This is a genomic window from Streptomyces sp. NPDC012827 (assembly GCF_042900905.1).
GTDB lineage: Bacteria > Actinomycetota > Actinomycetes > Streptomycetales > Streptomycetaceae > Streptomyces > Streptomyces gulbargensis.
Map to the genome: position 1 here is coordinate 176,022 of NZ_JBIBBY010000009.1, position 19,239 is coordinate 195,260.

A 19,239-nucleotide genomic window follows, 5' to 3' on the forward strand; every position below is an offset into this window, starting at 1 on the left:
CACGCTCGACGACAAGGGCCGGGATCCGGCCCCGGCGCGATCGGCGAACGGGGCGTCCGGGGACCTGGGCGGTCAGTTGTCGAGGGCGCCCATGACCTTGCCGAGGTCGACGAACTTGAAGTTGGTCGCGTCGCGGTCGCCGTCGCCGGGGGCGTCGTGCCCGTCCTGGACGACGAGGAGACCGTTGGGGTACTTGGAGCCGAGGGGGGCGTTCAGCACCGCGGCGCCGTCGCACTCCTCGGAGCCGTCGAGGGTGTCGTTCGCGGCGGTGACCCGGAAGCCGCCCTCGTACTCGTTGGCGTCCTCCACCTCGCGGTCGTAGGCGGCGAAGGTGTCGTCACCCTGGCTGGAGGCGAGGATGTAACCGTCACCGTCGGACTCGGTGAGCAGAGTGAGGCCCTCGACGTCGGCGGAGATCTTCGTGCCGCCGTAGCCGGGGTCGGTGCCCGGCGTGCACTCCTCGGTCTCCTCGTCGTAGACGCCGGGGACGCCGTACTCACGGACCTTGTCGATCAGCTTCGGCGTGCCGGTGAGGTCGGCGCGCATCCGCCAGACGCCGACGTCCTCCTGGCCGGCGTAGAGCATGCCGTTGGCCGGGTCGACGACCATGCCCTCGACCTGCGGCAGCTCGTCGGGCTCACCGCACGGGGACCACGAGGTGCCGTTGGGGAGCTGGAAGGAGGACGGCAGGGCCAGGGTGCGGATCTTGCGGTAGGTGACCTTGCCGTCCGCGGCCGGGAGCAGTTCCAGGAGGGCGATGCTCGTGCGCTCGCGGCGGCTGACCAGGGCGTAGGACGTGCCGGTCGACGGGTCCGTCCAGGTCGCCAGGCCGTAGGCGGTCCGCTGGTCGTTGATCTCGGCCTGGTCCTGGGAGAACACGGGCGGGGCGGCGGGGTCGGTGACATCGGTCAGCGGGCCGCCGGCGCGGTCGCGGTCGATGCGGTAGAAGCGCAGCCGGTCGTGGCCGCGGTCACTGGTCACGGCCAGGTCGGCCCGCCCGGAGGAGAGCTTCAGGCCGTGGACGAGGTCGACGTTGTTGAACCGGCCGGGGGCGTCGTCCTCGCCCGCGGCGGGGGGCGCGGCTATCGACTGCACCAGCCGCGCGTCCAGGTCGTAGACGCGCAGGCCGCCTTCCTTGGCGGTGGCGACGACGAGGCTGCGGTCGGGGGCCGACGCGTTGCGCCAGATGGCGGGGTCGTCCGCGTCGGCGTTGCCGCCCTCGTCGTCGTCGTGGAGCACCGGCGTCTCCGCGCGGGGCGTCACGGCCGGCAGGGTGTCGGCGGACACGCGGTGCCGGGCCTCGGCGGGCACGGCCAGCGCCGCCGCCGCGAGAGCCGCGGCCACGGTCACCACGGTCGACCGGACGATGGTGGAGCGATTCATGCGTGCCTTCTCTGCGTAGGGGGTCGGACCCGCGAAGCCTGATCGCGGAGGGTGTCGGCACGGCAACCGCCGCACGGCGGGTGACCCCAGCCCCTGTGTACGTCCGGTAAACGATCATCCGTCGCGGCCGTCCCCTTGCACCGGTTCGGCGACCGGAACGACGCCGGGGGGCGCCACGGTGACGGTCCGGCGCTCCGTCCCTCTATCCCTTGAGCGCCTTGGCGATGGCGGCGGTGAACTGCTCGGCGGTCATCGGGGCGTTCCCGGTGCCCTCCGCGACGATCTTTCTGCCGTTCATCATCAGGGTCGGCGTGCCCGTCACGCCGCTCGCCTCGAAGGCGGCCGACATCTTCAGCGCCCAGGCGTCGTAGGTGCCCTGCCGGACGGCCTTCGCGAAGGCCGCGTTGTTCTTCAGGGCGGGGACCGCGCCGGCCACCTCGATGAGGTAGTCGTCCCTGGCGAACTTGTCGTCGTTCTCCTCGGGGTGGAAGTTCGCCGAGTAGAGGGCGCTCTTGTAGTCCAGGAACGCCTCGGGGCTCACGTCGAGGGCGGCGCCGAGGGCGGAGAGGGCGTTCTTCGAGCCCTCGCCCCTGGCGGTGGTGTCGATGAACGTCCCGCCGAAGAACCTGACCTTGTAGGTGCCGGCCTCGACATCCCTTTTGAGCGTCTCGCCGGCCGCCTGCTCGAAGCTCGCGCAGATCGGGCAGCGCGGGTCCTCGTACACCTCGAGGACCTTGGTCGCGGTGGGCTTGCCGATGACGACCGTCGTGCCGCTCTCGCCCTCGGTGTTCCGGGGCTTGACGACCGGAGCCTCCTTGGCCGCCTCCCAGCCGCTCGGCCGGGCGGCCTGCAGGACGAGGTGGCTCACGCCGCCCACGACGGCGAGGACGGCGACGGCCGACGCCGTGACGACGGCCTGGCGCAGGATCTTCTTCCGCTTGGCCTCGCGCTCGCGCTCGGCGCGCAGCCGCTCACGGGCGGCCGTCTTGTCGGCCTGGCTGCTGTGGGGACTCATGGGTGCTTCTCCGGGGGCGAGGGGGTGGGAGGTCGGGGCGGAAACGGGACCGGCCCCTACCGAGGGAATCGGTGAGGGCCGGTCCTGCCGACGGGTCCGGTCCTGTCAGAGGTCCGGGCCGGGTGTCAGGAGATCGCCTTGATCGTCTGCCAGCCGTTGGTGCCGACCACGGTGGGCGCCCCGACCGTGCCGGTCCGGCGGCCGGGGATGAACTCCAGTCCGGCGGTGGTGGTGGAGGTGGTGCTCCACATGTCCGGGATGCCGTCCGCGTTGGAGTCGCCGCTCGCGGTGATCAGCGGGCGGGCCGTGGTGGTCCAGCCGGTGCCGTAGGCGGTGCGGCTGCTGCCGGCGCCCAGCGACGACGGGTCGGTGCCGCCGTCGGGGACGCCGTCGCCGTCCGCGTCACCGCGGCTCTTGCCGTGGTAGAGCCACAGCTCGCCGTTGGTGGTGTCACGGGCGATGATGTCGACGAAACCGTCGCCGTCGACGTCGCCGGGGGAGGCGAGCGTCATCTTGCCCCAGCCGCTGCTGCCGATCGGGTAGCCGTACTCCAGGGTGCCGCCCGAGTAGCCGGGGAAGAACCACAGCTGGTCACCGACGACGGCCACGAAGTCGGGGTTGTAGCTCTCGGCGTTCGGGGTGATGTCGCCGACGGAGACGATCTGCTTGATCGTCGAGGGAGCGAACTCGGCCCCGCTCTGCTCCTCGGGGAAGAACCACACCTCCTGCTTGGTGTCCTCGGTGAACTCGCCCTGCCCGCTGTTGGGGTAGAGCCAGAGCTTGCCGTCGGCCTTGCGCGCGACGAGGTCCTCGTAGAAGTCCTCGTTCCAGTCGCCGCGATGGGTCAGCAGCGCACCCGCCCAGCCGCCGCCCGAGGAGAGCGGGATCGTGGTGGCGACGGCACCGTTGCCCGTACCGCCGTACAGCTTCAGGTTGTCCGTGCCGTCCACGGCGAACATGTCCGGCAGACCGTCACCGTTGACGTCGCCCGGCTTGTCCATGACGCCGGGGCTCTTGGCGTAGAACCGGTACGGGTAGATGGGGCCCGCGTTCTTCCCCGCGTCGAAGGCCTGGACGTACAGGGTGTGCGGTCCGGGGGTGAGCGGGGTGACGGGCACGGTGACGGAGCCGCCCGGGGCGGTCGGCTTCACCGAGTTGTTCGGCGGGGTACGGTCCAGGGCCCAGCGGTACTCGGTGATGTCGGCGACGCCGTTCGCGCCGAAGACGAAGTCACCGGCGGTGCGGGCGAGCGCGCCCTCGGCGTTCTCCGGGTAGACCGCGTCCACGGACTGCACCGTCGGCATCACCGACGGGGCGGTCGGGTCGAATCCGAAGCGGCAGCCGGGAGCGCCCTGGGTGGGTGTCCAGTCGGAGGCGAAGGCCGCGTCGGCGACGTCCTCGACCTGGGCCTTCCAGGAGAACTGGCCGTTGCTCGCGCCCTTGTACTGGTCCAGCAGGGTCTTGGGGACGACGACCCGCGCGGGTGCGCCGGCGGAGTTGGTCGACGAGACGGTGACCTTGATCTTCTTGTCGAAGAAGACGCCGGGCGCCACGTCGTGCTTGCCGGTCGCCCAGAGGTGGAACTGGACGTTGACGTCACCGCCGTCCGGGTCCCAGACCTGGGCGGTCAGCGTCACGTCGGTGTTGCCGAGGGTCACGTACGAGGTGCCGTTGCCGCACTCGGTCGTGTTGACCTTGGTGCTGGGGATCGTGTCCAGCGCCCATGGGGCCTTCGGCGGGCGGTTGAAGTCGACGATCAGCTTGGCGTCCGGCTTGAACTTCTTCCAGCTGTACGTGTCCTTGGCGTCCTCGGCGGTCTGCGGGGCGCGCAGGCCGAAGGTGATGTTGGTCCACTTGCTCGCGGCGGCCTTGACCGCCGCGTCCTTGGCGAGGAAGTCGACCGCCTTGTCGGGGCAGCCGTACGTGTCGTTGCCGTGCGCGTAGTTGCGGCTGTCCTGACGCGTGGACCACGCGGGCTGGTTGTTCCAGGTGGTGGAGGAGCTGATGCTGCCGGTCAGGTACAGCTCGACGGGCTTCGGCGTGCAGGACCAGGAGTGCGTCTCGGTGATCTGGAACTGGGCGTCGATCACCTTCACGCCCGCCAGGAACTTGGAGTCGACGCGGAAGAACGACCGGGCGGTGCCGCCGGACGAGCTCTCGTAGCCGACGCGGGCCTCGCTGGTGGTGCCGCCGCTCCAGCCGGTTCCGTTCCAGTAGCTGCTGGTCGGGGTCGGCTTGTACGCGATCGTCCAGGCCTGGCGCGTGCCCGTCATGCGGGGGTCGATGTAGACCGGGTAGGTGGTCTCCGGGTCGTCCAGCAGCTTCTGGTCGGGCGTCAGGGTGAGCTTTCCGCCCGCGACCGTGACGCCGACGTCGGCGCTGTTGGTGCCGGGCGTCAGGTCCGTCGGGACCGGGTTGACGTCGGCCATGTCCACGTCGACGTCGGCGAGGGCCGCGTAGGCGGACTTCGTGAGCGGCGCCGGCACGGGGTCGGAGCCGGACGAGTCCCACATCCGGGGAGTGGAGGTGGCGAAGACCGTCTGGCCGGCCGGGTTGACGGCGCGGAGGCTGCCGCTCCCGGTGTCCTTCTTCAGCGTCAGCCCGTCGACCCGGAGGTCGAAGTTGATGGCGGCGAGTGCCGGATTGTCCGCCGCCTCGGGCGTCTTGACGATCAGCGCCTGGCTGAAGCCGTCCACGCCCGCGGCGACGGAGAGGTCGACGCCCGGCAGCACCTCGCGGTACGTGGCGGTGGAGCCGTCGAGCACCGGCTCGGGCAGCGGCCTCGGCCAGTGCAGCGAGAGCTTGCGGCCCTGGTCGGCCAGGACGACCAGCGGGGCGACGCCGCCCGCCGAGAAGGTGACGGCGCCCGCGGCGGCCTTGGGCGCGACGCGGCCGTTCGACTTCACGAGCGTGGTGTCGACCGGCGCCCACGCGCCCTCGCGCTTCACGCGCTGCGGGACGGTGTGCTCGATGTGGCGCAGGTTGCCGTTGGGGAGGGCGTAGGTCTCGCTGGTCTCGGTGCGCTCCGACAGCACCTCGACCGGCTCGCCGGTCCGCTCGGCCTGCTGGAGGGCGTGCGCCTCGGAGCCGACGGGTGCGGTGGGCGGGGTCTCCTCGGCCGCGGCCGGGGTGAGGCCGAGCGGGGTGAGGCCCAGCGTTCCTCCGACGAGCAGGGCCGCGAGCGCGGTGCCCGCGGCACGTCTCGCCCCCCGTCTTCCGATGGTTATGTCTGACATCAGGTGAAGCCCCCCTGATCCTTTCTGTCGGCCGTCGAGCTGTTCTCGATCGGACTTCGGCCGAACAGTACAGGGTGGCCTTGACGCAGCTTTTACCCAACCATGGCTGATCAGGAGGTTTAGCCCGGGGCGGGCTCGCCTTGATCGGGTGGTCCCGGGCGATCTAAGGTCGCGGGCGATCAACTGTTCTACTACCGGGTGGGGATTCGTATGCACCAATTCCTACGCCAGTTGCGCTATTTGGGGCACTGGCACAGATCTACTACTTTTGTCGCCTTCATGGCGATGATGATCACGCTCATACCCGACGATCCGGCCGCCGCCGCGGGCCGTGGCCCGGATCTCGAAGAGCTCAACCGTGACCGCTCGGTCGCGGGCCGGGTGTTCACCCCGGAGCGCCGCTCCGAGGGGAACACCGCCGCCAAGGACTGGCGGCCCCTCGTGGGCAAGGTCCCGACCGGGGACTTCCTGGTCCAGGTGACCGACGCCGGGGGCAGGACCCCCGGCAAGGCCGCCAAGCAGAGCCTCCGGGCCGCCCCGAACGCGTCGGGCTCCGCGCTCGGCACGGCCCGGGAGTCCTTCGGGCAGCTGCCCGTACGCCTGCGCCAGGCACGGACGGCACCGAAGTCGAAGGGGGCACGTACCGACGCGCCCAAGGCCGAGGCCGGTTCCGCCGCCCGGGTCCAGGTCAAGGACGCCGCCACCGCCCGCCGGGCCGGTGTCGAGGGCGTGCTCTTCACCGCCGCTCCGGCACCCGCCGAGAACGGCACCGCCGACGCCGCCTCCGGCGCCGTGCAGGTCGAGCTGGACTACTCGGCCATCAAGGACACCTACGGCGGTGACTGGGGCTCCCGGCTCCGCCTCGTCCAGCTCCCGGCCTGCGCGCTGACGACGCCGGAGAAGGCCGAGTGCCGCACCCGCACCGAGCTGCGCGGCACCAACGACCCGGCCGACCGCACCGTCGAGGCCACCGTCGACCTGGGCAAGGCGCCCGAGTCGGGCGTGAGCACGCGCAGCGCGGCCATGGCCCCGATGGTGCTCGCCGCCACCGCGGCCGCGTCGGGACCCGGCGGCAGCCACGAGGCCACCTCGCTGTCGCCGTCCGGCTCCTGGATGGGCGGCAGCTCCTCCGGCGGCTTCTCCTGGACGTACCCGATCGAGGCCCCCGAGGTCCCGGGCGGACCGCAGCCGGAGATCGCGCTCTCGTACTCCTCGCAGTCCGTCGACGGCCGCACCGCCTCCACGAACGCCCAGTCGTCGTGGATCGCCGAGGGCTGGGACTACGAGCCCGGATTCATCGAGCGCAAGTACCGCTCCTGCTCCGACGACAAGGCCAAGGTCGACGGTGTGGCCCCCAACAACACCACCGACAGCGGTGACCTGTGCTGGGGTTCGGACCACGTCGTGATGTCGCTCGGCGGCAACACCACCGAGCTCGTCAAGGACGACACCACCGGAAAGTGGCGTCCGGCCGACGACGACGGCGTCAAGGTCGAGCAGAAGACCGGCGCCGCCAACGACACCAAGAACGGTGAGTACTGGATCGTCACCGGCACCGACGGCGTCAAGTACCACTTCGGTCTCAACAAGCTGCCCGGCGCCACGACGCAGACCACCAACTCGGCCCTGACCGTGCCGGTGTTCGGCAACCACCCCGGCGAGCCCTGCCACGCCACGGCGTTCATGGACTCCGACTGCACCCAGGCCTACCGCTGGAACCTGGACTACGTCGTCGACCCGCTCGGCGACGCCATGACCCTGTGGTGGAACAAGCGCACGAACTACTACGGCCAGAACATGAAGGCCGACCAGCAGATCTCGTACGTGCGCTCCGCCGACCTGGCCCGCATCGACTACGGTCAGCGGTCGGACACCCTGTTCACGGCGCAGCCCGCCGGCCGGGTCTCCTTCACCGTCTCCGAGCGCTGCGTCCCCGACGCCACGTTCGACTGCGCGGAGTCCAAGCGGACCACGGCCAACGCCAAGTACTGGCCGGACACCCCGCTGGACCAGCAGTGCCTCTCCGGCACCCCGTGCACCGACAAGTACTCCCCGACGTTCTGGTCCACCAAGCGCCTGACGAAGATCAGCACCCAGGTGCTCTCCGGCACCGCGCTGAAGAACGTCGACTCCTGGACGCTGGAGAACTCCTTCCCCGACACCGGTGACGGCACGTCCCCGGCGCTCTGGCTGAACTCGATCACCCGCACCGGCCACGGCGCCGGCGGTTCCGCGTCGATGCCGAAGGTCAGCTTCTCCTGGGTCCAGCTCGACAACCGTGTCGACGGCGTCGAGGGCCTGCCGCCCTTCTCCCGCCTGCGCATCAACGCGATCGACACCGAGACCGGCGGCCGCATCGGCGTGACCTACTCGCCGCGCGAGTGCCAGGCCCTGGAACCGCGCCGCATGCCGGCCTCGCCCGAGACCAACACCATGCGCTGCTTCCCGCAGTACTGGATGCCCAAGGGCGCGCTGGCCCCGGTCAAGGACTGGTTCCACAAGTACGTCGTCACCGAGGTGCGTGAGGAGGACCTGGTCACCGACAGCCCGCCCAAGGTCACCTCGTACGACTTCATCGGTGACGTCGCGTGGGCCTACGACGAGAGCGAGTTCACCGAGACCAAGTACCGCACCTGGTCCCAGTACCGCGGCTACGAGCGGGTCCGCACCCGCCTCGGCAGCGGCACCGACGTCAAGCAGCTCTCCGAGCACCGCTACTTCCGCGGCATGCACGGCGACAAGCTGCCCACCGGCACCCGCGTCTCGGTCGTCGAGGACTCCCAGGGCGGCAGCGTCGACGACCTGCCGCAGTACCAGGGCCAGCTGCGTGAGCAGATCACGTACCAGTCCGACGGCGGACTCGTCGACTCCACGGCGCTCACCACGCCGTGGGCGGTGAAGACCGCCAGCCGCGCCCGTGCCGGCACCACGCCGCTCGAGGCGTGGATGACCCGCCCGGCGAGCGTCCAGACCCGCGAGCGGGTCAAGGGCGAGACCTGGCGCACGTCGACCGAGACCACCGCGTACGACAGCTACGGCCTGCCGTACCAGGTGGACGAGGTGACTCCCGGCGGCAAGCGCATGTGCACCACCACGACGTACGCCCGCAACACCGCGGCGCACCTGCTGGAGTCGGAGTCCCGCGAGCTGACCACGCTCGGCGCCTGCGGCACCACCGGCGGCGAGGTCGTGGAGGACACCCGGACGCTCTACGACGGTCTGGCCTTCGGCGCCGTGCCGACGCGCGGTCTCGCGACCGAGGTCCAGGAGCTGAACGCCGAGGGCACCGGCTACATCACCATCGACCGGACCGAGTACGACATCCACGGCCGTGAGACGGCGACGTGGGACGCGGAGAACCGCAAGACCTCCGTCGTCTACACGCCGGCGACGGTCGCACGGCCCACGCGCCAGGTCTCGACGGACCCGCTGGGCCACACCGAGACGACCGACTTCGACGACGTGCGCGGCATGCCGCTGGTCGAGACGGACGCCAACGGCAAGAAGGCGACGATGCAGTACGACCCGCTGGGCCGGCTGCTGAAGGTCTGGGAGATCGACCGCGACCCGGCGACGCAGACGCCGACCGCGGAGTACGACTACACCGTGCGCCGCGACGGCCCCACGGTCGTCACCAGCAGGACGCTCAAGGACAACGGCCAGTACGCGGTCTCCTACGAGATCCTCGACGGTCTGCTGCGCGAGCGCCAGACGCAGGACGAGGCCGTGGGCGCCGGGCGGATCGTCAACGACGTCTTCTACGACACCGCGGGCCGCAAGTGGAAGGAGAACGACGGCTACTACAACGACCTGGAGCCCGAGCCCAAGCTCCTCCAGGTCGGCGACAACGAGGTGCCGTCGCAGAACCGGACCACCTTCAACGGCATGGGTGAGCCCGTCGCCGAGGTGACCTACCACCGCGGCGTGGAGAAGCTCCGCACCACCACGGAGGTGGACGGGGACGTCTCGACGACGATCCCGCCGAAGGGCGAGACCGTCACGGCCGCGTTCGAGGACGCCGAGGGCAATGTCGTCAAGCTGCGCGAGTACACCAAGGACGACCGCAGCGCCTGGCGCGACACCCTCTACGAGTACGACGCCCTCGACAACCTGAGGAAGGTCACGGCCCCGGGCGGTGCCGTGACCACGTTCGAGTACGACGGGCGCGGTCGCCAGACGGCGGTCGTCGACCCCGACGGCGGCCGTACGACCTACACGTACGACCTGTCCGACAACGTCACCTCGATCACCGACTCGCGCGGCAACACGACGGTGACCACGTACGACGCGGGCGGCCGCCCGACGTCGCTGCGCGAGGGCAGCGCCACCGGACCGATGCGGCTCCAGTGGATCTACGACACCCTCGGAAAGGGACTGCCCACGGCGGCGATCCGCTACGAGAACGGCCGCGAGTACCGTGACGAGGTCACCGCGTACGACGAGGCCTACCGGGTGAAGCAGACGAAGACCGTCATCCCGGCCGAGGAGGCCGGCCTCGCCGGCACGTACGTCTACGACTACTCGTACACGCCGACCGGCAATCTCGCCTGGGCGCAGGTGCCGGGCATCGGCGGTCTGGTCAGCGAGCGCGTGGTCTTCCGCTACAACTCCGACGACCTGCCGATCGCCATCACGGGTGCCTCCACCTACCTCGGGGACGTGCAGTACTCGGCGTTCGGCGAGATCCTGCGCACCGAGGCCGGCCCGGCCGGCAAGAAGGTCTACGGGTCCTACTTCTACGACGAGTTCACCCGCCGCATGACGCAGTCGATCTTCGACCGCTCCGTGTCCCCGGGCCGGATCAGTGACACCACCTACGCGTACGACGACGCGGGCAACGTCACCAAGATCACGGACACTCCCGGTGGCGCGGCGCCCGACGCGGGGAAGACCGACACGCAGTGCTTCGTCTACGACAAGCTGCGGCAGATGACCTCGGCGTGGTCGGCGAAGACCGACGACTGCGCGGCCGGCCCGTCCAAGGACACCGTCGGCGGGCCCGACGCGTACTGGCAGTCGTTCCAGTTCGACGCGGCCGGGAACCGGACGCAGCTCGTCGAGCACGACCCGGCCGGTGACGTCACCAAGAACGTCACCCGGACGTACACCTACGGCAAGGCCGGCGTCGGCGGGCCCAACGCCCTGGCCGAGGTCAGGTCGGTCGGCCCCGACGGGGAGCGGCTCAACACCTTCGCGTACGACAAGGCCGGAAACACCACGACCCGTCAGCAGAACGGCACCACGCAGACGCTGAGCTGGGACGTGGAGGGCAACCTCCGCACGGTGTCCGAGCCGGTGGAGGGCGGTGGCACCAAGACCACCTCCTACCTGTACGACGCCAGCGGCTCGCGGCTGATCCGCACCGGTGCGGACGGCAGCAGGACGCTGTACCTCGGTGACGCCGAACTGACCGTCAGCCCCGACCTGACCACCAAGAAGGCCGAGCGTTTCTACGCCCACCCCGACGGCGCGGTGACGGTACGGGCCACGGGCGGCGTACGGCAGGTCATGCTGTCCGACCACCACGGCTCCTCGAACACCGTCGTCGACATGGTGGACGCCGGCATGGCGGTCACCCGGCGCAAGCTCATGCCGTTCGGTGAGGAGCGGGGCGCTGCCCCGTCCTCCTGGCCGGGACAGCGCGGCTTCGTCGGCGGCACGGTCGACAAGGACACCGGCCTGACCAGGCTCGGTGCCCGGGACTACGACCCGGCGACCGGCCGGTTCATCACCGTCGACCCGGTGGTGGACTACGGCAACCCGTCCACGATGAACCCGTACGCCTACAGCAACAACGCTCCGGCGACGTTCTCCGACCCGTCGGGAGAGTTCTTCCCGATCCTGATCGGCATCGCGGCCCGCATCGCCATCCAGGCGGCCATCCGCGCGGCGGCCCGCCGTGCGGCGATCATCGCGGCCCGCAAGGCGGCCCAGGCGGCGGCGCGTCGTGCCGCGGCCCTGGCCCGCAAGCGCGCCATCGAGGCGGCCAAGCGTGCGGCCGCCAAGGCCAGGCGGGAAGCGGCCAGGAAGGCGGCCGCCGCCAAGCGCGCGGCGGCCAAGCGGGCGGCTCAGCGTGCGGCGGCCAAGCGCGCCGCGGCGCGCCGGGCGGCGGCACAGGCCCGGGCCCGGGCGCAGCGTGCCGCGGCGAAGCGGGCGGCGGCCAAGCGCGCTGCCGCGCGCAAGGCCGCGTCCCGTCCGAAGCCGAGGCCGAAGCCGCGCAGCCAGCCGAAGCCGAAGCCCAGGCCCTCCCAGGCCAAGAAGCCGGTCGCGAGGGCCGTCAAGAAGGTGGCCAAGGAACTCCGCGAGGAGGCCAAGGAGCAGGCGCAGGAGACCGTCGAGCAGGAGATGGAGAGCGCCACCTGTCCGGCCAGGCCGAACAGCTTCAAGGGTGGCACCCTCGTCCTGATGGCCGACGGCTCGCACAAGCCGATCGAGAAGGTCAGGGTCGGTGACAAGGTCGTCGCGACGGACCCGAAGACCGGCGAGACCAGCGTCCGGACGGTCACCGGCACCATCGTCGGCAAGGGCAGGAAGAAGCTCGCGAAGATCACCCTGTACGGCGGTGCCAAGGACGGCGCCACCCGCAGCGTGGTCGCCACCGACGCCCACCCGTTCTGGGTTCCCGAACTGCGGGAGTGGGTGAAGGCAGGAGACCTCGAGGTCGGCGCGTCCGTGCGGACCAGCTCCGGTGTCGAGATCCGCATCTCGGCCGTCGAGGAGTGGGAGGAGCGGACGACCGTCTACAACCTGACGGTCAGCGACGCCCACACCTACTACGTGCGGCTCGGGGACCAGGACGTCCTGGTCCACAACACGCACTGCCCCGTCCTGACCCTCGAGTACAAGGAGGGGTGGACCACCGACCAGAAGAAGGAGGCCGACGCCAAGGTCGCCCTGCTGAACTCGGCGAACCTCGTGGTGACCCGGGTCGGCAAGCGCACCAACCAGCGGCGCACCTTCGAGAAGGGCGGCGGTAAGGTCGACTCCGACGAGGACGTCGACCACGCGGTCGACCTGCAGCTCGGCGGCAAGGACGTATTCTCGAACATGTGGCCGCTGGACCGGTCGGTCAACCGCAGCCTCGGCGCGCAGATCGCGGCACGGATCAAGAAGCTCGGCCTGAAGCCGGGTGACACCATCGGCAAGGTCGAGATCAAATAGGAGTGGAGATGTCGTTCGAGGTCCTCCTGCGCCGTTTTCCGGTGACGGGAACCGTGGAAACGGGTGAGGACGGGCGCGAGGTGCCCGCCACCCTGACCGACCTGTTCCGGAAGGCGGCGGGGAGGACCTTGGGCGACGGTTTCCTTCGGTTCCACACGCCCGCGTCGGCCTTCACGTCGTACGAGGCGTGTGCCCGGATGATCGAAGGAGTGGAGGGGCGCTTTTTCCCCTTCGCCTTCGACTGGTCGGGACGTGAGCTCCTTTTCGACATCCGCGACCCCGAAGCCCGCCCCCGCTACGTCATCATGATCGACCCGGCGGAGGGCGAGTACTACAAGACCGGTCTGGGACTGGACGAGTTCTTCGAGGCCGTGGCCGACGAGGACGAGGACGCACTCGCCCACCCCTGTTTCGAGGACTGGCGGGACGCCCACCCGGGCACGGTGCCGCTCGCCTTCGACCAGGTGGTCGGCTACAAGGTGCCGCTCGCCCTCGGAGGCGAGGACGCCGTGGAGAACATGGAGCTCACCGATCGCCAGGTGTACTTCGAACTGTGCACCCAGATCGCGCTCCAGATCCGCGAACTGCCGGAGGGCACTCCGGTCGGCGGCATCGCCGTGACGCCGCCGGAGTCCGGTTCCTGACCGATCGGTCGGATTCTGCCGAAACGTACGGGCCCGTCCCCTTTCCCGGGGGCGGGCCCGTACGCGTGTGTGCGCAGGGGCAGCGCTCCTGGCCACGGTCACCTGTGGGGCACGGCACGCCCCGGACTCCTCCGCGACCGCACGCGCGTTCGTAAGATGAGGGGTCAAGCCCGCCTGCGACAGGAGTGATCATGTTCGGTAGCGCGTTGAACGAGCTGTTCGCTCCGGGTCGGCGGCATACCGAGGAGGAGCGCCGGCGCCTGGAGCTCACGCTCGACGAGGTCGGCGACGCCGACCCCGATCGGGGCCCGATCGACCTCGACGGCGGCGTGGTCGTGATCCGCCTCCCCGCGGCGCGGCAGGACCCTGCCTGAGGACGCGCACGTCCCCGCCGGCGGCGGATAAGCACGGCCCCCGTCCCCGGGCGCGGCGCTGTCCGCACCGTTGACACGGCGAGCGGCGCTGCCTACGGTCACGCCCACCCTTTCGCCCCTGTGACGACATGTCGAACAGCGCGGTGAGGAGAGCGCCGCCGCCCCGAACGACCCGCGGCCACGCCGACGAACAGCGTCCGACATCTCGAACGCCCGACATGCCGGACCAGGGTTTGTCACTGCCTTCTCCCCGTGCGCCACCGTGCTCGTCCCCGCCTCCCGGAGGTCACCGTGACCGACGCACCCCCCACCCACCCGCCGGCCCCTCGCCCCCGAGCCCGTTGGCGCGGCCGGTTCGCCGGCCCCCTCGCGGTCGCCGCCGCGCTGGCCCTCGCCGCCCCCGCCGTCCTGCCGCAGCCCGCCCACGCCGCCACCGGACGACAGGTCGAACGGCTCGACCGGGGCCTGACCAGCACCCACACCGGCAGCGGAAACCTGGTGTCCTGGCGATGGCTCGCCACCGACCCGGAGGGCGTCGGGTTCCACGTCTACCGAGGCGCCACACGGCTCACCTCCGCACCGCTCACCACCTCGACCAACCACTTCGACGCAGGAGCCCCCGCCTCCGCCGCGTACACGGTCCGGCCGGTGGTGAACGGCGTCGAGCAGCCCGCCTCCGAGCCGGCCCTGCAGTTCCGCTCCGGTCACCTCGACGTGCCGCTGTCACCCCCGGCCGGGGGCACGACCCCGGACGGAGTGGCCTACACCTACGAGGCCAACGACGCCGGCCCCGGCGACCTCGACGGCGACGGCCGCCTGGACCTCGTCCTGAAGTGGCAGCCGACCAACGCCGAGGACAACTCCCAGGCCGGACACACCGGAAACACGATCCTCGACGGCATACGGCTGGACGGCACCCGGCTGTGGCGGATCGACCTCGGCCGCAACATCCGCTCAGGCGCCCACTACACGCAGTTCCAGGTCTACGACTACGACGGCGACGGCCGGGCCGAGGTCGCCATGAAGACCGCCGACGGCACCCGCGACGGCACGGGCACCGTGATCGGCAACGCCTCCGCCGACCACCGCAACTCCGGCGGTTACGTCCTCACCGGCCCCGAGTACCTGACCATGTTCGACGGCCTGACCGGCCGGGCGCTCGGCACGGTGGACTACGTCCCCGCCCGGGGCACGGTCTCCTCCTGGGGCGACTCCTACGGCAACCGCGTCGACCGCTTCCTCGCCGGAACCGCCTATCTGGACGGCGCCCGGCCCTCCCTGATCATGGCGCGCGGCTACTACACCCGTACCGTCGTCGCGGCCTGGGACTGGCGGGACGGCCGGTTCACCCGCCGGTGGACCTTCGACACCAACTCCTCCACCAACGCGGGCAAGGGCTACGACGGCCAGGGCAACCACAGTCTCTCGGTCGCCGACGTCGACGGCGACGGCAGGGACGAGATCGTCTACGGCGCGATGACCGTCGACGACAACGGCGCCGGACTCTGGACCACCCGGCTCGGCCACGGCGACGCGGGCCACGTCGGCGACCTCGACCCGTCCCGGCCGGGCCTGGAGTACTTCAAGGTCTCCGAGGACCCGGGCAAACCCGGTTCCTGGCTGGCCGACGCCCGTACCGGGCAGCTCCTGTGGCAGACCGCCTCCGGCGCCGACAACGGCCGGGGCGTCGCCGCCGACGTCCACGCCGCGAGCCCCGGCGCCGAGGCCTGGTCCGCCTCCGACACCACCCTGCGCTCGGCCACCGGCGCCTCCCTCGGCCGGGAGCCGTCCAGCGTCAACTTCCTGGCCTGGTGGGACGGCGACCCCGTCCGCGAACTCCTCGACGGCACCCGCGTCGACAAGTACGGCACCACCGGTGACACCCGCCTGCTCACCGGTTCCGGCGTCTCCGCCAACAACGGGACGAAGGCCACTCCCGTCCTCTCCGGTGACCTCCTCGGTGACTGGCGCGAGGAGATCGTCTGGCGGACGTCGGACAACCGCGCCCTGCGTATCCACTCGACCCCGTACCCGACCGGCACCAGGATCACCACGCTGCTCCACGACACCACGTACCGCACCGCGCTCGCCTGGCAGAACACCGCGTACAACCAGCCACCGCACCCCGGGTTCTTCCTCGGCGCCGGCATGCCGGCCGCGCCGCGCCCCACCGTCCACACGCCCTGAGGGGCGGGCGGGTCGACGCCCGAGCCGGGCCGGGGCGGGTGCGAGATCCACGAGGGACCGCGCCGGCCGGGGGAGGCCTTCGCCCGGGAACCGGGGGTACGAGACGGGTGTGCCACGGCCGACTTCGTGTCGTTGTTGGGCCGAACGGGTGAGGAGCGGGAGGATGGCCCCATGAGTAGGTACGAGAGGTACGACGTCACCGACGAGCAGTGGGAGGGCCTGGCCCAGGTCGTGCCCCTGCGCGGCCGTGACGAATGGCCGTCCAGGGTCGATCACCGCACGATTCCCGAGCAGTACGAGTCCGCCGCGCAGCGCCGTATGGTCGTGCTGCGGGTGCAGGTGTTCGCCGACGCCCGCGAGGTCGCCGAGTACCTCATCGCCCAGGTTCCGGTCCTTCTCGACCTGACCAGCGCGGACACCGATGTCGCCAAGCGCATCCTCGACTTCACCAGCGGTGTCGTCTTCGGCCTGGGCAGTGGCATGCACCGGGTCGACCGGAACGTCTTCCTTCTCGCGCCTCCCGGAACCGAGGTCGAGGGCGCGGCCGAGGACGACGAGGCCGTCGGCAGCGCGGCGACGGCCGGTGTCCCCCGTTCGTAGGAAGCTCCATACGGTGTAACGGTTCGTCAGGTTCGCGACTGCGTACGGTCCGGGCATGGACCTCATCGGCGGCCCCACGCCCGCCCGTACGCCCGTCAGCCGCACCCCGGAAGCCCACCCTCCGGGGCGCGGGAACCCGCATTCCGAGACCGTGGTCCCCTGGGATCGGGAGTCTCCTGCCCCCGACACCCGGGACCCGGAACCCCGCGCCTCCCGGGTCGGGGCTCCCGGCCCGGGGGCTTCGGAACCCTGGGCTCCGCAGGTCCCCAGCCCGCAGGCGCGGACCCCGGAGTGCCGTACTGTCCAGGCCCGCACCCCCGACCCGCGGCGCACCCGTGCCGCCGCCTCGGGGGCTCCCGCGGCGGGGGTGACGCCCGGCGCCGCGTCCCTGGTCCCCGGGGCGCGGGGGCCGGCCGGGTCCGGTTCCCGCGTCGCCGCCGGTCCTGGCGACGGAGCCGTGCTCGCCCGGCCGGCGCTGACCGAGCTGCGGCTCTCCGCCTTCGCCGGGCGCCGTGCCGTCGCGCACACGCTCGGCCCGGTCACCCTCTTCACCGGCCCCAGCGGCAGCGGCAAGACCACCACCCTGCGCGCGTACGAGGCGCTCGCCCGGCTCGGCGCGGGCGATCCCCTCGAGGAGGTGTTCCCGGACGCGGCCGACCTGGTTCCGGAGCGGGCGCGGCCCGACGCCGAGGGCAGGCGCGGGTTCCGCATCGGATGCACGGTCGACGGACCGGCCGGCCCCGTCCGCCTCGACCTCGCGGTCCAGGCCGAACCCCGGCTCCGGATCGTCGGCGAACGCCTCACCCGCCACGGCCGTACGCTGCTGGCCACCGCCCTGCGCGACCCGGGCCGCAGCGCCGTCCAGGCCGAGTGGCTGACCGCCGGTGCCACACCCGTCACCCGCGCTCCGCTCCCCGACGACCTGCTCGGTACGGCCCTGCTGCCGCTGAGGGTCGCCGGCAAGACGGAGGGCCAGCGCGAGGTGCTGGCCGCCGCCGAACAGGTCGTCCTGGGGCTGCGGTCGGTGTTCCCGTGCGAGCCGCGCCCCGAGGGCATGCGCACCCCGGTGCCGCCGGGCGACGGCCGGTTGCTCCGGCACTGCGGCAACCTGGCCGAGGTCCTCCACCGCACCCACAACGAATGCCCCCGGCGGCACCGGCGTCTCGCCGCGGTCGCGGCGGCGGGGTGCGTGGGGCCCGTCACGGGGGTGGGGGTGGAGGAGCTGCCCGACGGCATGGTGCGCGCGGTCCTCGAACGGGGCGGCGGGCGCCCGGTGACCCCGCTCGGCCGCCTCGGCGACGGTGAACTGCGCTATCTCGCACTGGCTCTGACCCTGCTCACCGGGCCCGGCGTGCTCGCGATGGACCGGATCGCCGAGGTCCCCGACGCCATGCAGAGCCTGACCCTGCTCGCGGACGACCTGGACCGGGGGCTCGACGGGCGGCAGGCGCGTGAACTGGCCGGCCTCGCCGCCGCCATCGCCGGGGACGGGCACATCCGCGTCGCGGCGGCCGCCGGGACCGGTACGGCCGAGGAGGCGCGCGGTGTCGCCGGGGTGACGGTGGTAGACCTGACGCCGTGACGGACGACGACGTAGCGGGACTGCAGCGCAGGCTGGCCGAATTCGCGGCGGCCCGGCAGTGGCAGCCCTACCACACGCCCAAGAACCTGGCCGCCGCGCTCAGCGTGGAGGCGGCCGAACTGCTGGAGATCTTCCAGTGGCTGACCCCGGACCAGGCGGAACGGGTGATGGAGGATCCGGCGACGGCGCACCGGGTCGCCGACGAGGTGGCCGATGTCCTCGCCTACCTCCTGCAGTTCTGCGCGGTGCTCGGGATCGATCCCCTGGCCGCTCTCGCCGCCAAGATCGACCGGAACGAACTCCGGTTCCCGGTGCGGCGAGGCGCCGAAGGGGGTGGGGAAGGGGCCGTGCCGGACGATCGTCACTCTGCGGAGTGATCGACTTTTCCCCATCGGGCTTACTGTCCACAGATTTCCGCATTCCTCTGGTGCGGAGGCTCGGACGGCCTCACTCTGGGTAGTGGACTGAGTGGGCAGTAAGTCGTACGAACGGGGGCGGTGTTGGTGGATGCGGAGCGACTGATCGCCGCGGGCCGGCAGGCGCTGGCGGCAAGTGGCACGGCACAGGACATCGTGGCGGAGGCATGGCAGGCCCAGGCTCTCGCCCAGGCGATAGGGAGTCACCTGGCGCTCTGCGGCCCGATGGAGCTGCGCGGGGAGGCGCGAGGGCTGAGCGAGACCGGGGAGTACCCGGCGTGGGGCGCGGCGGGCCCGAGAGCCGCGCAGCTCACCGAGGTGCTCGACCCGCAGCCCGCGCTGGCGGCGCTCGGGGAGCTGTTGGAGGAGGTGGGCATCGCCCTCGTCGGAGTGGCCTGCGCGACGGACGAGGAGGGGCTCTACTGGCAGTGCATCGAGGCCATCGACGCCGCCGACGAGGCCGGTGACCGGGTGCGCGGGATGCTGCGACGGCTGGATGTACGGGAGTGGGCGCGGGCCCGCCCGCCCGACCGCGCCCGGGGCCGGGCGGGCCCCGCCCGGCCGGAAGTGCCGGAAGGCGCGGGATGAGCGAGGAGCGTGAGGTGCGCGGCCCGGCCGCGCGGCGCCCCGGGCGGCCGGCG

General features: G+C 71.6%; 11 protein-coding genes. 8 read left to right on the top strand and 3 right to left on the bottom strand.

Annotated features, from left to right (window positions below):
- Window positions 1-72: 72 nt before the first annotated feature.
- The 3 genes from ACFY60_RS20945 to ACFY60_RS20955 form a co-directional block, all read right to left on the bottom strand.
- On the bottom strand, window positions 73-1,383 hold the full coding sequence (locus ACFY60_RS20945; protein ID WP_388612322.1) for a phytase: 1,311 nt from the start codon (window positions 1,381-1,383) through the stop codon (window positions 73-75).
- Window positions 1,384-1,585: 202 nt separating this feature from the next.
- On the bottom strand, window positions 1,586-2,398 hold the full coding sequence (locus ACFY60_RS20950) for a DsbA family protein (protein ID WP_388612324.1): 813 nt from the start codon (window positions 2,396-2,398) through the stop codon (window positions 1,586-1,588).
- A gap of 125 nt (window positions 2,399-2,523) precedes the next feature.
- Window positions 2,524-5,634: a VCBS repeat-containing protein gene (locus ACFY60_RS20955; protein WP_388612326.1), complete on the bottom strand. Its 3,111-nt coding sequence runs from the start codon at window positions 5,632-5,634 to the stop codon at window positions 2,524-2,526.
- A gap of 210 nt (window positions 5,635-5,844) precedes the next feature.
- Here ACFY60_RS20955 and ACFY60_RS20960 point away from each other — a divergent pair, with 210 nt between their 5' ends.
- The 8 genes from ACFY60_RS20960 to ACFY60_RS20995 all read left to right on the top strand — a co-directional run bounded on the left by ACFY60_RS20960 (window position 5,845) and on the right by ACFY60_RS20995 (window position 19,186).
- The gene (locus ACFY60_RS20960; protein WP_388612328.1) at window positions 5,845-12,795 is read left to right on the top strand and encodes a polymorphic toxin-type HINT domain-containing protein; all 6,951 of its coding nucleotides are present in this window, start codon (window positions 5,845-5,847) and stop codon (window positions 12,793-12,795) included.
- Between the two features lie 8 nt (window positions 12,796-12,803).
- Window positions 12,804-13,439: a T6SS immunity protein Tdi1 domain-containing protein gene (locus tag ACFY60_RS20965; protein ID WP_388612330.1), complete on the top strand. Its 636-nt coding sequence runs from the start codon at window positions 12,804-12,806 to the stop codon at window positions 13,437-13,439.
- Window positions 13,440-13,630: 191 nt separating this feature from the next.
- Window positions 13,631-13,813 (top strand): DUF6191 domain-containing protein, encoded by a 183-nt coding sequence (locus tag ACFY60_RS20970; protein WP_345286124.1) that lies wholly within the window; start codon window positions 13,631-13,633, stop codon window positions 13,811-13,813.
- Window positions 13,814-14,104: 291 nt separating this feature from the next.
- Window positions 14,105-16,000, top strand: a complete 1,896-nt coding sequence (locus ACFY60_RS20975) for a rhamnogalacturonan lyase (protein ID WP_388612331.1) — start codon at window positions 14,105-14,107, stop codon at window positions 15,998-16,000.
- Between the two features lie 171 nt (window positions 16,001-16,171).
- On the top strand, window positions 16,172-16,600 hold the full coding sequence (locus ACFY60_RS20980; protein ID WP_309051996.1) for a cell division protein SepF: 429 nt from the start codon (window positions 16,172-16,174) through the stop codon (window positions 16,598-16,600).
- A 367-nt stretch (window positions 16,601-16,967) separates the two neighbouring features.
- Window positions 16,968-18,182: an ATP-binding protein gene (locus ACFY60_RS20985; RefSeq protein WP_388612333.1), complete on the top strand. Its 1,215-nt coding sequence runs from the start codon at window positions 16,968-16,970 to the stop codon at window positions 18,180-18,182.
- The gene (locus tag ACFY60_RS20990) at window positions 18,179-18,559 is read left to right on the top strand and encodes a nucleotide pyrophosphohydrolase (RefSeq protein WP_388612335.1); all 381 of its coding nucleotides are present in this window, start codon (window positions 18,179-18,181) and stop codon (window positions 18,557-18,559) included. Before ACFY60_RS20985 ends, ACFY60_RS20990 begins: the two co-directional genes overlap by 4 nt.
- A 126-nt stretch (window positions 18,560-18,685) precedes the next feature.
- Window positions 18,686-19,186, top strand: a complete 501-nt coding sequence (locus ACFY60_RS20995) for a DUF6099 family protein (protein ID WP_388612591.1) — start codon at window positions 18,686-18,688, stop codon at window positions 19,184-19,186.
- Window positions 19,187-19,239 lie beyond the last annotated feature (53 nt).

Coding starts and splice junctions, on each gene's coding strand:
- ACFY60_RS20980 (WP_309051996.1), top strand. CDS start 16,172: ATGAGTAGGTACGAGAGGTACGACGTCACCGACGAGCAGTGGGAGGGC.
- ACFY60_RS20970 (WP_345286124.1), top strand. CDS start 13,631: ATGTTCGGTAGCGCGTTGAACGAGCTGTTCGCTCCGGGTCGGCGGCAT.
- ACFY60_RS20945 (WP_388612322.1), bottom strand. CDS start 1,383: ATGAATCGCTCCACCATCGTCCGGTCGACCGTGGTGACCGTGGCCGCG.
- ACFY60_RS20965 (WP_388612330.1), top strand. CDS start 12,804: ATGTCGTTCGAGGTCCTCCTGCGCCGTTTTCCGGTGACGGGAACCGTG.
- ACFY60_RS20955 (WP_388612326.1), bottom strand. CDS start 5,634: ATGTCAGACATAACCATCGGAAGACGGGGGGCGAGACGTGCCGCGGGC.
- ACFY60_RS20950 (WP_388612324.1), bottom strand. CDS start 2,398: ATGAGTCCCCACAGCAGCCAGGCCGACAAGACGGCCGCCCGTGAGCGG.
- ACFY60_RS20960 (WP_388612328.1), top strand. CDS start 5,845: ATGCACCAATTCCTACGCCAGTTGCGCTATTTGGGGCACTGGCACAGA.